Raw genomic sequence first — 17524 nt, 5'->3', positions numbered from 1 at the left:
CCTTTTTAAATTGCAGTGCGGTTAGTTACGCTCAGCAACTTCTGGGTGTCAGTGGCGACAAAAAGGTGGGAGCGAACGAAGCACACAATGCATCCGCTCCAGATACCCTCGCCAAAGGGCACTAACGAACAGAGATCATGCGTCCGAACGCCCCCATAAAGGGGACGCCGGCCAATCTCTGTCTCGTTAGTTCAAGAGCGATTAAGCTCAGGTTGGCGATTTATCTGGAAACAGAATGTTGACTTAACGTCATTTCAAATTGTCAAAATATGGCCTCAAAAGGCCGCTAAAATTCTCCTTTAAACTTTGTAAGTTGGGCTTCGACTGAGACGAAGCTACTGCACATATAGTACAGTCGTGTGATACTACAATCCACTCCAATGAGTTGAAAATTATGTCCCGGATTAACATCCCGGTCTGGAGTAAATAGTGGTTTGGTATGAAAGAAGCTTTGCCATATCAATATTAAAGCAGCCTTACTCTTACCATTTTGTAAGTGAAGGGCCGTAACGAAAATGACTCATTAGATTGTTTTCTGTTTTGAACTTGGCATACTGAATAAAAATCCAGATCCATATTCAGGAGCAATCTAGTATGTCAGAAAAGAAAGATGAATCATTAAACGAAGATAATCCCAACAACACAGAAATTAATTCACCTCCAATATGTATATTTTGGCTTGGACTTTTTGGAGTGATAGGATTTGCAATAGGTAACTATTTCTTTTTATCTAGCTCTTATTGCAGCATGGCAGCAAGAGGTCAATTTGGTGATATGTATGGTGCATTAAACAGCATTTTTTCTGGCTTAGCCTTTGTTGCAGTCGCATTTACACTTTGGGAACAACGCGTAGATTTGAAACGACAACATCAACAAAACAACATCAACCAAGAATTCATCAAAGCTGCCGCAAGAAGAGAAGAACGCAGATATCGAAACGATGTCCTACCTAAATTTTTGCAGATGGACAGTGGAAGAGAATCAGGGGAGACAAAAGAAGGTTTTATCAAAGTAATTCTTGTTATAGAAAATGTTGGGAACGAAATCAGTGACGCAAAATTCATTCAGCTCAGAGATGAAATTCCACTTGGCATTAAAATGAACCTTCAGGAGCTTGGTTTTATAGATAAAAATGAAGTTGTTGAGATTGATGTATGGTATCCTGAAAATGAACCATCAAAACAAAAAATTGACATGTCATTTGAGACTAATGACAATGTGATGTGGAACAATGAAATTATTCTTCACATCGATGATAATCAGATTCAGCATTTCACTTATGGAAATGCTCGTGAATATGATAAGCAAAATATCTGATGATTCACAAAAAGAGAGATTATCGATCTGGTAAGAGAAGGGGCACTAGAAAAACAATCAAGTGCCTAGATAGTACTTGCCGTACTCGTGCATACACATAGAATCTTTTTCATTCTGATATGGTTAGGTGCTTCTATCTTTAGGAGAATGAAAAATGAGTGATGAATTTATGATTACTTACCCTTGTTACTTTCCATTAGGAAAGACCGGATATTGCATAACAACGTGCAATGGAGATCGATGCTTTAATTTATTGACTGACAAAGATTTGGTTGAAAAGTTCTATAAGCAAAAGTATCACAACTTAGAATCAATCGAAGTTAAAGTGCATACGATTCCTGACCAAGAATCTTTGATCGGGCAACTTCGACTCATGGAACAATCAAGAATTGAGGGCAGTCATGATGTAACTCATATAGCTTTTGACGTTACATCATCTGGCTTGCATCCCAGAACGACCATGAAAGAATTTATTGAATACTTAGAAACACAGGAACGCTAGATTTTTCTAGCGTTCCTGCTGATTGGTTCAATATTGTTCTAAGTCAATCAAATCAATATCAACATCATCAGAAGCGAATTCAACCTCATCAAAAGTGCAGACATAGTTATATCTGACTGATTTACTGCTTTGACTCAGGATATTGATTTTTGATATCTCAACTTTTGCAAAGTTCACTGGTCTGAATAACTCAATCAGGAATTTGTGAATCCGATACTTGATATCAATCGTATCCCTGTAATCTAACTTTTTTCTTTGCATGTGTTTTGCCCCCTAAATCAGGAAATAATAAGTAGGCAGAGACTGTTTCTGCCTGAATTCCCAGAGAGGGTAAGGCTGACCCAAACCGTGTCAACACGGGAATGAGTTGGAGAATAAAAAGCCCTCAATCTGTCTGAGAGCTTTTTGCAATTGAGCTTTTTTTCACTGGGGTTCAGGCTGAGTGCCTATTTGAAAAGCACCATCTTCTCTCATCTTGTTTCTGGCAGCCTCAAACCTTACCCTCTGAAAACTTTCGTTCTGTTTATGTTCTCCCGTTTCTTCCTGATCATCTTCACTAAGCTGATACCTCAAACTCTCTACCTCTTGACACAATGCCATAACGCTAAACGATAGACATGTAATGCTTGCACGTAGCGTTTCGTCTTCAACACTTTTTAAGTTGGGGTTAAGCCAAGTCGATTCAGCTAAATTAAAGACCTCTTGCAGTTCTTTTTTCATTGTTCATCTTTCAGATATCTAATCTTCATTGAGGCATAGAACAGGTGAACCGCATTATAGCGGCAGTAGACCATGCCCCAAATGGAAAAACCTGAACAACTCAATGCTGCACAGGTTTTATAATTTCCCTTTGTGTTCCGAAATTGTCCCAAATGTTGCTCCCCAAGATTTGCCGCTGAGAGCGACTCCTGATGAAGGGGGGGCATTTGAAGCTGCTCATTCTGTCTGGATTAAAGAGATCCCAAAACCGGACTTTTTGAGATTTGTGTAGAGAGGAATTGGGGGTTTTTGAGAGGGTTTGCACTTGTGGATAGAACGAGGTTGTAGGTAGTGTAACAGATGAAAATATTTTTCCACCTAATGACTCTGTATAGATAAAACCCTATGAAATACGTTTGTTTTTAATTGAAAAATCAAACAATTCCATTGCAGGGTTTATTTACATCATCTGTTGATGATCGGTTCGCCCGGGACCGGCAAGACACTGCTCGCTTCGCGGATCAGCACAATCCTGCCGCGTCTGTCCCAGGAAGAGAGTCTGGAAACGACGCGGATCTACAGTGCGATGGGGCGTCTCTCGCGAGACCAGTCGCTGGTGATGTTGCGCCAGTTCCGTACGCCCCACCACACCATCAGTGAAGCCGGCCTGGTGGGAGGGGGTTCCACTCCCGCACCGGGTGAAATCAGTCTGGCGCATAACGGTCTGCTGTTTCTGGACGAGCTGCCCGAATTCAATCGCCGCACACTGGAAGTATTACGACAGCCTTTAGAGGGTGGGGAAGTCACCATCTCCCGTGCGATCGGCAGCGTTACGTTTCCTGCAAACGTGATGCTGATCTCCGCGATGAATCCCTGCCCCTGCGGCTACCTGTCTGATCCGAGACGAAAATGTTCCTGCAATCCGATGCAGATCGAACGCTATCTTTCGAAAATCAGTGGACCGCTGCTGGATCGAATCGATATTCACATCGAAGTTCCCCCGGTCCCCTTTCGTGAACTGTCCAACCAGACTTCAGGCACCAACAGTCAGACCATGCGTGAGCAGGTGTCGGCGGCCCGTGAGATTCAGGCGCGCCGCTTCGCAAATGAAAAGACGTCGCATAACGGTCGAATGACACCCCGCCAGTTGAGGAAATTTAGCCAGCTGGCCTCGGATGCTGAGGGCCTGTTGAAAACTGCGATGGAGGAGATGGGCCTGTCTGCCCGGGCACACGATAAAATTTTACGCATCAGTCGCACGATTGCAGATCTCGACCAGAGCGATCAGATTACTGCAGCTCATGTCAGCGAAGCTATCAACTACCGCACTCTGGATCGTCAGTTCTGGTCGTGAAACTCAGTCTGCCGGTTCTGATGCCTGCGGCTCTGCCAGATGTGAGATGGTCTCCAGCAGCTTCTGTTTATTCACCGGCTTCGTCGCGTACGCATCACAGCCAGCGTTCAGACATTTTTCCATATCGTTTTTCATCGCGTGGGCCGTCAGTGCGATAATCGGACGCTTATAGCCCGCCTCTCTGAGTTTGCGGGTGGCCGTGTAACCATCCATGACCGGCATCTGCATATCCATCAGCACGAAATCATAGGGCTGCCCGGCTTCCTGGGCAGCCAGTGCCTGTTCGGAACCAAGCTTTCCATTATCTGCCAGTTCGACTTCCATGCCCTCTTTCTTCAGCAGAAACGAGATCAGTCGCTGATTGTCGAGGCCGTCTTCCACGATCAGTACACGCTGGGAGGAAACACTACGACCAGACTCAATAGGATGCTCCTGGTTCTGTTCCTCTGCAGCTTTGCGGAAGGAACTTTCATCCAGTTTCAATAGTCGCACTCCTTCGAGAGAGCCGGTATTGACGGTGATGGTGAAGGTACTTCCCACGCCGACTTTACTCAAGACCTGGATATGTCCACCCAGCATTTCGACCAGGCGTTTGGAAATGGCCAGCCCCAGACCGGTGCCGCCATATTTCCGGGTCGTTGAATTGTCGGCCTGTGTAAACGGTTGATAAATCTGGGAGAGTGCTGCTTCCGAGATGCCGATGCCTGTATCAATGACGTCGAATTGGAGTTGCGCACAGGAGTCTTCCAGGTTGATGGTCTGGATGCGGAGTTTTACGTAACCGGTCTCGGTGAATTTGATCGCATTTCCCAGCAGATTGATCAACACCTGACGCAGTCGCGTTGGATCGGTGACGATTGTTTCCGGAATCGGATTCTCAAATTCAATCTGCAGTTTGAGCTGCTTCAAGTCAGCCTTGACCTGCATCAGAGCAACAATGTCCCGCACGATCTCTTGAATATTGACCCGCACCTGCTCGAGTTCGATCTTGCGGGCTTCGATCTTGGAGAGGTCCAGAATGTCATTGATCACGCCGATCAGATACTCACCATTGCGTTTGACAATGTGAGCTGCCTCGATGTCTTCTTTCTCTTTCAGATTACCGAGCAGGATATCAGTGAACCCCAGAATGGCCGTCATCGGAGTGCGGATTTCATGACTCATATTGGCCAGGAATTCACTCTTGGCATCACTGGCAGCCTCGGCCCGTTTCCGTGCTTCGTTCAATGAGCGTTCGTATTCTTTGCGTTCGCTGATGTCCTGGATAATTCCGGTGAAGATTTCCCGGTCCGCCAGTACAACCGAACTCACCGCCAGTTCGGCGGGGAACGTTGATCCATCCTGTCGCTGAGCCACGATTTCCTGTCGCGAACCGATCGCGCGAACCAGTTGCGGGTTCAAGTCTCCTTCGGAGTATTTGTGCTGCAGATTCTGGTGCAGGGGCGGAATCAGCAGGTTGATGTTCTGCCCGATCACCTCGTGATTCAGATAGCCAAACAGGTGCTCCGCTCCCAGGTTGAATTCTTCGATTCTGCCTTCCAGGTTAATCGTGATGATGGCATCCATCACGTTGTCCATGATCGAGCGGTAACGCAGCTCTCGGTCTTTGACATCCGATAACAGGACTTCCTGGGCGTCCAGCACACGGTTGTATTGATATCCCACAATCCCGGCTTCGGTAAAATCGTCGACCTCGGCCCGGGAGGAGTTGTCCCCCTTTTCGTGGGCGATCATTGTTTCCAGCAGACTGTGCAGTTCGGTAGAAGCACCATGTTCGGCCACGTTGAGACCAATTTTTTCGTCACCCGCGGAAACCCGGATCGGTAGAAAGCGATTCAGCGTCCACATACAAGCCCAGATAAAACCGAAGCTCCAGACGAAGCAGACAGCCGCCCCCAGAGCCTGAATCCCCAAGAGGTACATGCGTGTGATACCGTGCGGTACGTGCTGCATTTCAGCAAAGAGGGCGACAGCCAGGGTCCCCCAGACACCCGCGAATCCATGCACGGGAATCGCTCCCACGACATCATCCACTCGCATGCATTTTTCGAGCAGATACGTTGCTCCCAGCATGACCGCGCCGGCGATCAAGCCAATCAGAATCGCGCTGGGATAAGAAATAACGTTACAACCCGCCGTCACAGCCACCAGCCCTGCCAGTGATCCGTTGAAGATATTTTCTACTGAAATTTGTTTAGATGAGAACATTTCCCAGAGAAGCGCAAAGCCCCCCCCTGCGATTCCGGCCAGAATCGTATTTAATATGATAGAGGGAACCTGTCCGTTTAATGCCAGCGTGCTCCCGCCGTTAAAACCAAACCAGCCAAACCACAGAATCAAAAATCCAAGTGCCGCCAGGGGCAGGTTACTTGCTGAGAAGCGGGATTTATCAGCGCCCGCGCCAAAGCGTCCCGTGCGTGGTCCCAGTATCAACACTGCTGCCAGCGCAGACCAGGCTCCGACGGAATGCACGACACTGGAACCCGCAAAGTCCATGAAACCGAGTTTTCCCAGCCAGCCTGCTGGAGCACCTGCTGCATCCCGTGCCCAGGCCCAGTGACCGAACACAGGATAGGCGACCGCACCAATGGCACAAGCCAGAATCACATAGGAGCGAAATCGCATCCGCTCTGCGACCGCGCCCGAAGAGATCGTCATCGCGGTACTGCAGAACACAAGTTGGAACAGAAAGACGACGGTTGCCCAGTGAGTGGTGCTGTTATCAGCAAAGGCGAAACCGGTCGTTCCGATCAGACCCTGAAAGGACTCGCCAAACATGAGTCCGTAACCAAAGAGCCAGAACAGGAACGATCCGATAAAGAAATCGACGACATTCTTGGTCGCAACATTAATACTGTTTTTCGAGCGTGACAGTCCTGACTCCAGGCAACAGAAACCTGCCTGCATCAGAAAAACCAGGCTGGTACAGATTAATACCCAGATCGTATTCGTGGTTAACTCATAAGACATTGAGTGAGGGGCCTTCAAGTCGTGCAACCACAATCATTTCGAAGCACAAAATGATTGTCATATGAGGGAAATAGAGTTGTTAAAATCTAGATCCACTTCAGAGACAGTCAAAAGAATTCTGAGTGGAACACCTCATATTTCGACCCGCCAGTCCGATTTGTCAGACATCCGAGTCCAACCCAGACAATCGCCCCTTTCGTCCCAGGCATCAATACCCGAACAATCAAAACGGGATCATTTATGGAAGGTCGCTGCGTTCAAGCAGCCTGCCGGCGTGCCCTGGATCAGTGCGTCTCATCACTGGCTGCAGCAGCCGCCTCAAGCGAAAGCGGGTTTGGCGCTTCGACCGGGGGAAAGCAACCCGGTGCATTGTTTTGATACCATTGTTCCAGAACCGCCAGCCACTGGTCTGAGGTTTTGACGGCGATAAACGCATCGCGAACTGCTTTGCGCTGCGGATGCAGCTCTGAATAGAAGATGCCAAACTTGCGCAACGTGTTGCAGACTTTTTTCTCGCCGTAGAATTCACGGGCGAGTGCAAAATGCTCTGCGATCACGGTCCGTTGTTCATGGACATCGGGAGGCGTAATCGATTCCCCCCGCAGCAGGCGTTCGGTCTGTTGAAAGATCCAGGGATTCCCGATGGCCCCCCGGGCAATCGAAACGCCGTCTACTCCAGTCACACGGAGCATGTCCAGGCAGGCCTGGGGAGAGAAGAGATCGCCACTCCCCACCACTATTCTGTCGCCCGCCTGTTGCTTGACCTGTCTGAGAAATTCCCACTTGCTGGAGCCCACATATTTTTGTTCGACCGTGCGGCCATGCACGGTGATCGCCGCCAGTCCCCGCGCATAGGCACCTTCAAAGATGCGAAAGAAGTTTTCTTCCGATTTAGAACTGTCATCGATGCCGCGTCGCATTTTGAGCGTCACCGGAATCGAGTCGGGAACGGTATCCCGGACCCGGGAGATAATTTCGAGCGCCACTTCAGGCTGTCCCAGATGATAGCCACCCCGACAGCGGCTCATTACTTTTTTCACCGGGCAGCCAAAATTAATATCAATCACATGAAAGCCGGCGTCAACGAGTTTCTGTGCCGCCGGCCCGAACTCTTCCGGTTCGGAGCCCATCAACTGTCCGCCCACCGGATATTCATCCGGATGACAGTACATCATTGAAAGCTGTTTCCCCTGACGTGTCTGATTAATCAAGCGGTCAATCATCACTTCACAGAGTGTATAAGCCGCCCCCAGTCGCGCCGCAATCACCCGCATCGGATAATCGCTGTAGCCACTCAATGCCGCCTGACACAGGGGAGATTTGAGCTGGTAAGGCCCCAGGCTGACCGGTTTTATTTTCGTTTCAGACGTCATCTTCAGCTTTGTGCTTTCACAGAATAATCAATGGGTAAACTGGTCTAATAAATCTCGCGTGATCTGCCCCGGCTGCTCATGCCTGCAGATCACACCACTGACAGCAACACGCGTCGCTCCGGCCTGCAGAACTTCCGGAAGGTTCTCTGCGTTGATGCCGCCGATCGCAAACCAGGGCAGGGTGATCTCGGCAGCAACCTGCTTTACGAAATCCAGTCCCGCATATTCTTCTTCAGCAAATTGTTTCGTAGCCGTGGTAAAGGTGGGACCGACGCCAATATAGTCGGCTCCATCCAGCACGGCCTGTCGTGCCTGTTCGATATTATGCGTCGAGACACCAATCAGGCGACGGGAGCCGACGATCTGTCTGACTTCACGCACCGGCAGTTCGTCCTGTCCCACATGCACGCCATCGGCGTCTATCGCAACTGCAAGGTCCGGACGGTCATTCATGATCAGAATGGCTCCTGCTTCCCGCGTCCATTCCCGGGCCCGCCTGCCATGTTCGAGCAGTTGACGATCTGACATTTCTTTTTCGCGGATCTGCACGATGCGGACACCGGCTGCGACAGCCTCACGAATTGCAGGTCCGCAACCATGATGGCACATCGATTCTGTCGCCAGCAGATAGAGTTGACAGTCCTCAAGCCGGTGTTGGCTCGAGACACTGGTCAGCACGCTCTTTTCCAGAGTATAGAGTGAGTACCGCATCTGTTTAAAGATAGCGGCTGCCTCTACGGAGATCAGTTTCCCAAACTCCTCCAGCGTTCGCGCTGCTTCCTGCACCCGCTTGAGGTTGGCCTGAACCAGATGTTCCAGGGAAGGGCGGTCAAACTCGGAGGTCGAGCTGATCGCGGTTCCCACATCATTGAGCGTGTCGCGGCTGGCGATCAGGGATTCCTGGCCGATGAACTGCAGGGCTTCAGTCAACTGATGCCGGGTGGTTTTCAGCAATCGCGTCAGATGCGCATCGTCCAGCGTAAACCGCAGAAAGTCTTCCACCACCCGCAGTCCTTCCCGCAGACGATTCGCGGCGGCATCGATGGTACGGAATGTATTCGTCTGATCGCTGACAGTCGCGGGAACCGTGCGAAAAGCGAAATCGACATCGATCGGATCGCCTGCCTGCTGATGTTCGCCCGGAAATGAGGCTGCCAGCGAATCCGAAGAAATGGCCCCCTGATTCACCAGCCAATCCGTGTGAGGTCCTTCGGTCTTCAAGACGCCCCACAACAGATGCTCGCTGCCGATTTCGACCGGCAGACTGGTCTGACTGGCCTGTTCCAGCGCTCGATTAAGAACATCCTTTAACTGAGGAAACCGAAACAGGGCCTGGGAGAGTTCCAGAGGAACTTCTGTCGCGAACAGATCGGATTTGGCCTCTGAGTCCGGCAGAGTCAGCTTAAATTCCTGCAATATCTGGCTTTGCTCGATTCCATGCGACTGCAGAATCTCGGCAGCCCGGGACTCTTCATGCGCCAGAGCCGCCAGCAGATGCCGGGGATTCGTTACCTGATCATTTGAATTATTGGCGATCAGTTCTGCCAGCGCCAGGGCACGCTGTGCGCCGGCGGTAAGTAAATGTTGCATCGGTCTCAGGTATTTTCTCAAAACGGGAGAGGTAAGTAGACTTCGAAAGACGTCCCGACAGGCAATCGTAACTTATTTAGCTTAACCGATTGAATGCTTATCTTGCTACATTTGGGTATGGGTACTAGAATTAACTTTACCGGGCCTGTCGAATTTGCGGATTTTGCAGGTTTCGTACGATGAAAAACTCCGTTAACCCTCATCAGGGAAGAGAGGGGGTATTTCCAATGTGACACCCGCTGAAAGACGACGTGTTAAGATAGACAGCTTATTTTAGTAAGTTGTGATTATTCAGTTACTTCCTATGATGAACTGACAGTAGTTTGGGGAAATTCCTCGACGTTTTTTTGTGAGTGACGTATTATTCTCTGGGAACCATTCCTGAATCACTGTCAGCAACGAATCCATTCAGTGCGTTGTTTGTTGTTTAACGCCGTTCGGGTTAAATAAACAGCGTTTTTGAATTTTAAAAGACAAGAAACAATCGAATTAGCATTATAGTTTGGGAGAAATGCTCCCTGCGACTGAACCCGCCGGTTTCCAGTCAGGGGAGTCAGTGTTCATCCAACAGCGCCCGCAATGGTACTGGGCCATAGGAGAAACGAGTTATGTACGAGCGGTTTACAGATCGAGCTCGAAAGGTGATGCAGCTGGCCAATCAGGAGGCCCAGCGGTTCAATCACGAATATATCGGGACCGAACATATCCTTCTGGGTTTAGTCAAGGAAGGCTCAGGAGTCGCAGCCAATGTATTGAAAAATCTCGATGTGGATCTGCGCAAGATCCGTCTGGAAGTTGAGAAGATTGTCCAGTCCGGACCAGACATGGTCACCATGGGCAAACTCCCCCAGACGCCCCGCGCCAAGAAGGTCATCGAATACGCGATGGAAGAGGCCCGCAACCTGAATCACAACTACGTAGGTACAGAGCACCTGCTGCTCGGCCTGCTGCGTGAACAGGACGGCGTCGCCGCTCAGGTCCTGATGAACCTGGGTCTGAAACTGGAAGAAGTCCGCGAAGAAGTTCTCAACCTGCTGGGCCACGGCCTGGAAGGGGGTGAGGCTGGCGAACGGACTCCCGGTACCGGCAGCCAGAAAGCCGGCAAGAGCAAGACCCCCGCTCTGGACAGCTTTGGTCGCGACCTGACCGAACTGGCCAAGCAGAAGAAGCTCGATCCGGTCATCGGTCGTTCTAAGGAAATCGAACGCGTCATTCAGATCCTCTGCCGCCGTCAGAAAAACAACCCCGTTCTGCTGGGTGAAGCAGGCGTTGGTAAAACCGCGATCGTCGAAGGGTTCGCCCAGATGGTCGTCGACGGCGAAGTTCCGGACCTGCTCCGCGATCGTCGCATCGTCGTACTCGACCTCGCCATGATGGTCGCCGGTACCAAGTACCGCGGTCAGTTCGAAGAACGCATCAAAGCCGTCATGAACGAAGTCCGTCGTGCCAAGAACACGATTCTGTTCATCGACGAGTTGCACACCCTCGTTGGCGCTGGTGGTGCAGAGGGAGCGATCGACGCTTCTAACGTACTGAAACCTGCTCTGAGTCGTGGCGAACTGCAGTGTATCGGTGCTACCACCCTGGACGAATATCGTAAATACATCGAGAAAGACAGCGCCCTGGAACGTCGCTTCCAGAACGTAATGGTCGAGCCTCCCACAGACGAACAGACCGTCGAAATTTTGCGTGGTCTGCGGGAACGCTACGAAGAGCATCACAAGGTGCAGATTACTGACGACGCGCTCGAAAAAGCAGTCGAACTCTCTTCGCGTTACATCACCGGTCGTTGTCTACCTGATAAAGCCATCGATGTGATCGACGAAGCCGGCGCCCGGATCCGTCTGAAATCAATGGTGCGGCCTCCCGACCTCAAAGAACTCGAAGAAGAATCAGAACGCCTCAACCAGTCCAAGGAAGAAGCAGTCGCTAACCAGGACTTCGAACTGGCAGCCAACCTGCGTGATCAGGCTGACAAGCTGAAGAAACGGAAAGAGACCCTGACCCAGGAATGGCGTGAAAAATCCAAAGAAGTCGACGGCGTCGTCGATGCAGAAGTCGTTGCCGAAGTGGTCGCCAAGATTACCGGCGTTCCACTGACCCGGCTCTCCAGCGAAGACACCGTGCGTCTGCTCAACATGGAAGACGAACTGCACAGACGCGTCATCAGCCAGGACGAAGCCATCAAGCAGGTTTCCAAGGCCGTCCGACGCAGTCGCAGTGGTCTGAAAGATCCCAAACGACCGATGGGGGCCTTCCTCTTCTCCGGTCCGACCGGGGTTGGTAAAACCCTGCTGGCCAAGACGCTGGCTGAATTCATGTTCGGCGACGAAACCGCTCTGATTCAGATCGACATGAGCGAATACATGGAGAAGCACAACGTCAGCCGTCTGATCGGTGCTCCTCCGGGATATGTCGGTTTCGAAGAAGGGGGTCAGCTGACCGAAAAGATTCGGCGTCGCCCCTACGCAGTCGTGCTGCTTGACGAAATCGAAAAAGCACACCCCGACGTCTTCAATATGCTTCTGCAGATCATGGAAGAAGGCCACCTGACCGACAGCTTCGGTCGCAAGGTCGACTTCAAAAACGTCGTTCTCATCATGACCACCAACGCCGGTGCTCAGGGTATGGCTCACGGGGATGCCTTCGGGTTCCGTAAAGCCGACGATGACACCAGCTACGATGCCATGAAACGAAATCTGATGCACGACCTGCAGAAAGAGTTCAAACCGGAATTCCTGGGACGTCTCGACGAAGTCGTCGTCTTCCGGAAACTGACCCGCGAAGAACTCAAGCAGATCGTCGATATCGAACTGGCTAAGGTTCGCAAACGTCTCAAGGAACAGGGCGTTGTCCTGGAACTGACCGACCAGACCCGCGAGTTCATCATCGACAAAGGCTCCGAAGGGGGCGAACTCGACTACGGTGCACGTCCGCTGCGTCGTTCTGTCGAACGCTACATCGAAGATCCGCTGGCAGAAGAGCTGCTGCGGGGTGCCTTTGAAGGCAAGAACAAAGTGCTTGTTACCGTCGCTGAAGTTGGCGATGAAAAACGGCTCGAGTTCGAAGGTTCTTACGAAGCCGAAACCGAAGAGCTGGCAACCGTCGGTTCCAGCGAAGGCGGTTCTTCAGAAGGCGAAGGTTAAACTTTCCTCTCTGAGTAACGCTTAAGATAAAATTTCAGAGCCCTCACTATCACGTTGAGGGCTCTTTTTGTATCTGCATTCAACCGGAAGGAGCTGGACCATGCTTTCCCGTCGACTCGAACCCGAAGTCATGGACACCCGCGAAGAGGCCCTCGGCTACAACACCATGGACAATCGCGAAGTTAATCGGCGCTTCGCAGATGAAGTCCTCGCGCTCATCGCAGGTTCGGAAATAGATAGCTCGCAGCCGCTCACACTGCTCGATCCCGGCACCGGGACCGCGCTGATCCCCATAGAAATCTGTCAGCGTAGCGCGCAGATTCAGATCATCGCTGCCGACCTCGCTACCGAAATGCTGAAAGTCGCCGCAGACAACCTGCGCAGCGTTCAACTCTCAGACCGCATCTCACTGGAACTCGCTGACGCCAGACAGCTGCCCTGCCCGGATAGCTCCGTGGACGGCGTCATCGCCAACAGCCTGATTCATCACATCGCGGATCCCTTGCCCATCCTGCAGGAAATGCTGCGCGTGATCAAACCGGGTGGCTTCCTGTTTCTCCGCGATCTTGCCCGACCCAACTCGCTGGTCGATCTCGAATCGCTCGTCAGACAGTACGCCGCGAATGACACACCGCACCAGCGTCAGATGCTGACCGACTCCCTGCACGCCGCGCTCACCCTCTCAGAAATTCAGGATCTGCTGCAGACCTGCGGCCTGCCCCCTGAAGCGGCACAGCTGACTTCCGATCGGCACTGGACCGTCTCACATCGACTTGCGCAAACATAAAAACAGGGGAAAGACTGACTTCGTATCAGTCTTTCCCCTGTGGCGTATTCAATTAGTCTTTAATTGAAATCAATCCCTGATCCGCCTGGCGAACGTCTTTGTTCAAAGCCGATCACTCGCTGGCATTTTTGGATGACGACTGAGATGGGGTACGCTGCGCTTCCGCTTCTTTCATCGCGTTTTCACGCTGAATCGCATCATACACTTCCTGACGGTGTACTGGAATTTCTGTAGGGGCCTGGATTCCTAACCGTACTTTATCACCCCGGATATCGACAATAGTAATGACAATATTGTCACCGATGATGATGCTCTCGTCGCGTTGTCTCGACAATACAAGCATCGTAGTAACTCCTTCCGTAGATCTATTATTTCTGGGCCAATGAGGTGATATCTGAAGAGGCGACAAACCTCTTATCGATTTGACTAAAAGCTTGTCACCTGTTGTCATTTCGTAAGTAAGTAAAAACAATTCAGTCCGGTCGGAAGGGACTCCATCTTGGAGAACCGTGCGGTTCCTGCACAAAACTCCCGATCCGGCAATGACCCACATCCCTGCATCTGAGTAATGAGTTCCGCGGGGGTACTAACTACATCGACCTTTCCACACAGAAGATTCCTTTTAAGATAGGATAAATGAGCACATTAAGAAAAGATGCATGCTGCTCTGCCGAATAGCCCAACCGTACCGCCTGTAACGATTTTGACGCCCGGCTGGTCATTAATGATGAATTTTTGCACACATACGGACATAAACAGGACCTCGAGGGGCTAATCTGAATTGCCAATTCCCCTGCAGATGTATAACCTTGTAGGTAGCGCTCTGATTTGACGCACATCGCATCCCACCTTGATTTACTGCGGCGAAAATCAGAACCTGCCTCGTGTTTCACCCTCTGATTAAGCAGACCTTCCGGATCAAATCCGGTCCTGACCCCCACTTTCGGGACAAACGCTGGAGTAAATGACCAATGGCCACACTGTTGATTGCTGCGGGAGCCTTTATCGGTTACATCATCGCTTACCACACTTATGGTAAGTGGCTCTCCCAGAAAATCTTTAACGTCGACGCAGATGCGGAAGTTCCCAGTAAACAGCTGCGTGACGATATCGACTTCGTTCCTACTAAAAAAGAAGTCATCTTCGGTCACCACTTCACCAGCATCGCCGGCACCGGACCGATCGTTGGTCCCGCGATCGCCGTCTTCTGGGGCTGGCTGCCTGCACTCCTCTGGGTGCTCTTTGGATCTATTTTCGTTGGTGCCGTCCACGACTTCGGCGCGCTGATGGTGTCGCTTCGCAACCGGGGACAAACCGTCGGTGAAGTGGCCGGCAGACTGATTGCCCCCCGCACCCGTATCCTGTTCCTGCTGATCCTGTTGCTCGCTTTGACCGTGGTGCTTGCTATCTTCGGCCTGGTGATTGCCATCATCTTCTCGCTTTATCCCGAGACGGTCATCCCCGTCTGGATTACCATGCCCATCGCCATCGTCATCGGCCTGATGGTCTATAAACAGAATGCAGAACTGCTCATCCCCTCGCTCGTCGCGCTTGTCATTGTTTACGCTTCGATCTACATGGGTGCCTACTACTGGCCCATCAATATCGCCACACTGTTCGGCATCCCCGACATGGGACCGTTTCCCAACGCAGTCATCCTCTGGACCTTCGTCCTGCTGGCTTACTGTGCCGTCGCCTCGGTCATGCCGGTCTGGCTGCTGCTCCAGCCGCGCGATTTCATCAACAGCCACCAGCTCGTCCTCGCACTGGGACTGCTGCTCATCGGAGCCCTGGTCGCCGGTGCCACCGGAAAAGCAGACCTCGTCGGGTCTGCTCCCGCGGTTGCCACGAACATCCCCGCTGATGCACCACCCATCTGGCCCTTCCTGTTTATTACCATCGCCTGCGGTGCCTGCAGTGGTTTCCACTGCCTGGTCAGCAGCGGTACCAGCAGTAAACAGGTCGAATCCGAAATGGACGCCCAGTACGTCGGCTACGGTGCCATGCTCCTCGAAGGGGGCCTGGCCGTCATCGTGATCCTCGCCTGCTGTGCCGGCGTGGGCATGGGTGATTTCACCCGCGTCGGAGAAGGAGCCGCCTACAGCTATCAACCCACACTCGCCACAGGGACCGACACCCAGCTGGCCGGACTGGCTGCCTGGGAAACCCGTTACGACGCCAGCAAAGGCTGGGGCGCGTTCGGCCTGAAAGACAAAATCGGTGCCTTCATTCACGGCGGTGCCAACTTCCTGGGTGCCATCGGCATCCCGATGAAACTCGGCATCAGCATCATTGCCGTTCTCGTGGCCAGCTTCGCTGCCACCACACTCGACACCGCTACGCGTCTGCAGCGATACGTCATCCAGGAACTCGCGGCGACCGTACACATCAAACCGCTTACCAACAAATATGCAGCCACCGGACTGGCGGTCGCCCTGGGTGGTATGGTCGCGATGATGCCCGCCAGCGCCACCGCTGGTCCCGGTAGTGGCGGTCTTATTCTCTGGCCTCTCTTCGGTGCCACCAACCAGCTGCTTGCCGGCCTGGCCTTCATGGTCATCGTCTTCTACCTCCGTCGTCGCAACAAACCCATCATCTTCGCCCTGGTTCCCATGATCGTCATGCTGATCATGCCCGCCTGGGCCATGCTCTGGAACATGTTCAACGGCCAAACCGGCTGGTTCTTTAACCCGGAAAAACAACACCTGTTCCTCTTCGGCGTCGCTGTCATCGGCCTCCAGGTCTGGATGATGATCGAAGGCCTGCTCGTCTGGTCCAAGTCCAAGGGGCACCTCGAAGAACAGCTGCCGGAACTCTCCACAATTCGCCCCGCGGTCGCTACCACCTCCGCCGGCGGATCGAACTGAGCGTAACCAGTACAGCACAAACCGCTTAACCGACGGACGCTCCGCCCGTCGGTTAATTACTTTCCCGGGTGTGCCCGAATGCAATTCGGGCCGTGCGCAGCGAGCAGGAAATTGACAGAGCAATACTACGAGCGGTGCACCCAGCGAGCCACGCTCTAAGCGAAAACGTTCGTGCCTGATAGTCACAAGTAGACTCCTACATTCACGACCGGCGACTGGTGCCCATTCCTGAATCAAGCTCCTGCGACCAGTGATCGACGAACCACTCCACTGAACTTCGCCTGCACTTTCCTGAACAGACTGACCTTGATTCGCACTTCCCGAATCGTAAAGTGTCGCAATTGTGCTTCGCGTGCGAGGCGGACGATGCGTGCACCGGAACACGCGACACAAGTCACGTAAAAGCACCTGAATCGCCGTCGATTTTTGGCGTTTTTCACCGGAACAGACAGCACCGGTTCGATCTGTCTCGTACAATTTCAACGCATTTCGGAGCATACTCAGAGCACTTCGGAGCACAATCGCCGTGAACTCAAAGAAATTCACAACGATCTCACTCCCCGGATTCTGCTTGACGCCTGCGTGCCGATCGAAATAATCTCGATTCCACATGACGAACTTTCTCAGGAATTGACTGAGTGAAAAAACAGCACCGGCAACACGCTCCCCCACCACCGGCACTGGTCAAGATACTTCCCACTTGATACAAGAGGAGCGCGCACTCATCCTACAGATCGGCACCAACAGGAAAAGCTGCACATCAGCCAGCACACAAAACTGAGCGGCAAGGCGCTAGCTGCCGGTAATTTTTAACCGCGTTGTATATATCACCGGTGGCTAGCGCCATTCCGCTCACGGTGGGTTTGCCTATTCCTGGTTCGATTATGCAGCAAGGATCTTCATCGGTAGTGGTCGTGTT

12 protein-coding genes and 1 pseudogene are annotated in these 17524 nt (G+C 51.9%); 6 read left to right on the top strand and 7 right to left on the bottom strand.

The annotated features are described in order from the left end of the window. Positions 1-594: 594 nt before the first annotated feature. On the top strand, positions 595-1317 hold the full coding sequence (locus RID21_RS09145; RefSeq protein WP_350188330.1) for a hypothetical protein: 723 nt from the start codon (positions 595-597) through the stop codon (positions 1315-1317). A 154-nt stretch (positions 1318-1471) separates the two neighbouring features. Then, entirely contained in the window at positions 1472-1819 is a 348-nt protein-coding gene (locus RID21_RS09140; RefSeq protein WP_350188329.1) for a hypothetical protein, read from the top strand. A gap of 27 nt (positions 1820-1846) precedes the next feature. Here RID21_RS09140 and RID21_RS09135 read toward each other — a convergent pair whose 3' ends face one another. Together RID21_RS09135 and RID21_RS09130 are read right to left on the bottom strand one after the other, a co-directional pair. Next, complete coding sequence (locus RID21_RS09135) at positions 1847-2080, bottom strand: hypothetical protein (protein ID WP_350188328.1); 234 nt, start codon at positions 2078-2080, stop codon at positions 1847-1849. Between the two features lie 162 nt (positions 2081-2242). After that, positions 2243-2539: a hypothetical protein gene (locus tag RID21_RS09130; RefSeq protein WP_350188327.1), complete on the bottom strand. Its 297-nt coding sequence runs from the start codon at positions 2537-2539 to the stop codon at positions 2243-2245. Between the two features lie 442 nt (positions 2540-2981). Here RID21_RS09130 and RID21_RS09125 point away from each other — a divergent pair. Further along, positions 2982-3872, top strand: a pseudogene (locus tag RID21_RS09125) (YifB family Mg chelatase-like AAA ATPase); the annotation flags it as partial. A 3-nt stretch (positions 3873-3875) separates the two neighbouring features. Here the strand turns inward: RID21_RS09125 and amt are convergent. From amt to RID21_RS09110, 3 genes are all read right to left on the bottom strand, one after another. Continuing rightward, on the bottom strand, positions 3876-6842 hold the full coding sequence (gene amt / locus RID21_RS09120) for an ammonium transporter (RefSeq protein WP_350188326.1): 2967 nt from the start codon (positions 6840-6842) through the stop codon (positions 3876-3878). A gap of 284 nt (positions 6843-7126) precedes the next feature. Next, a complete protein-coding gene (locus RID21_RS09115; protein ID WP_350188325.1) occupies positions 7127-8215 on the bottom strand; it encodes a tRNA dihydrouridine synthase in 1089 nt (362 codons plus the stop codon). Positions 8216-8242: 27 nt separating this feature from the next. Then, a complete protein-coding gene (locus tag RID21_RS09110; RefSeq protein ID WP_350188324.1) occupies positions 8243-9805 on the bottom strand; it encodes a thiamine phosphate synthase in 1563 nt (520 codons plus the stop codon). 608 nt (positions 9806-10413) lie between these two features. On the opposite strand from RID21_RS09110, the gene RID21_RS09105 reads away from it, so the two are divergent. Together RID21_RS09105 and RID21_RS09100 are read left to right on the top strand one after the other, a co-directional pair. Continuing rightward, positions 10414-12951: an ATP-dependent Clp protease ATP-binding subunit gene (locus RID21_RS09105; protein WP_145045445.1), complete on the top strand. Its 2538-nt coding sequence runs from the start codon at positions 10414-10416 to the stop codon at positions 12949-12951. A 100-nt stretch (positions 12952-13051) separates the two neighbouring features. Then, complete coding sequence (locus tag RID21_RS09100; protein ID WP_350188323.1) at positions 13052-13738, top strand: class I SAM-dependent methyltransferase; 687 nt, start codon at positions 13052-13054, stop codon at positions 13736-13738. A 112-nt stretch (positions 13739-13850) separates the two neighbouring features. Here the strand turns inward: RID21_RS09100 and csrA are convergent, their stop codons facing one another. Then, the gene (gene csrA / locus RID21_RS09095; RefSeq protein ID WP_350188322.1) at positions 13851-14081 is read right to left on the bottom strand and encodes a carbon storage regulator CsrA; all 231 of its coding nucleotides are present in this window, start codon (positions 14079-14081) and stop codon (positions 13851-13853) included. Between the two features lie 628 nt (positions 14082-14709). Between csrA and RID21_RS09090 the strand changes: the two genes are divergently transcribed. Next, a complete protein-coding gene (locus RID21_RS09090; RefSeq protein ID WP_350188321.1) occupies positions 14710-16605 on the top strand; it encodes a carbon starvation CstA family protein in 1896 nt (631 codons plus the stop codon). 233 nt (positions 16606-16838) lie between these two features. On the opposite strand, the gene RID21_RS09085 is transcribed toward RID21_RS09090, so the two are convergent. Then, the gene (locus RID21_RS09085) at positions 16839-17003 is read right to left on the bottom strand and encodes a hypothetical protein (RefSeq protein ID WP_350188320.1); all 165 of its coding nucleotides are present in this window, start codon (positions 17001-17003) and stop codon (positions 16839-16841) included. Positions 17004-17524: the final 521 nt, after the last annotated feature.

Origin of the sequence: Gimesia sp., from assembly GCF_040219335.1 — a bacterium.
Taxonomy (GTDB): Bacteria; Planctomycetota; Planctomycetia; order Planctomycetales; family Planctomycetaceae; genus Gimesia.
The sequence above is the reverse complement of the archived record's forward strand: the minus strand, read 5'-3'. Positions and strand labels throughout refer to the sequence as shown.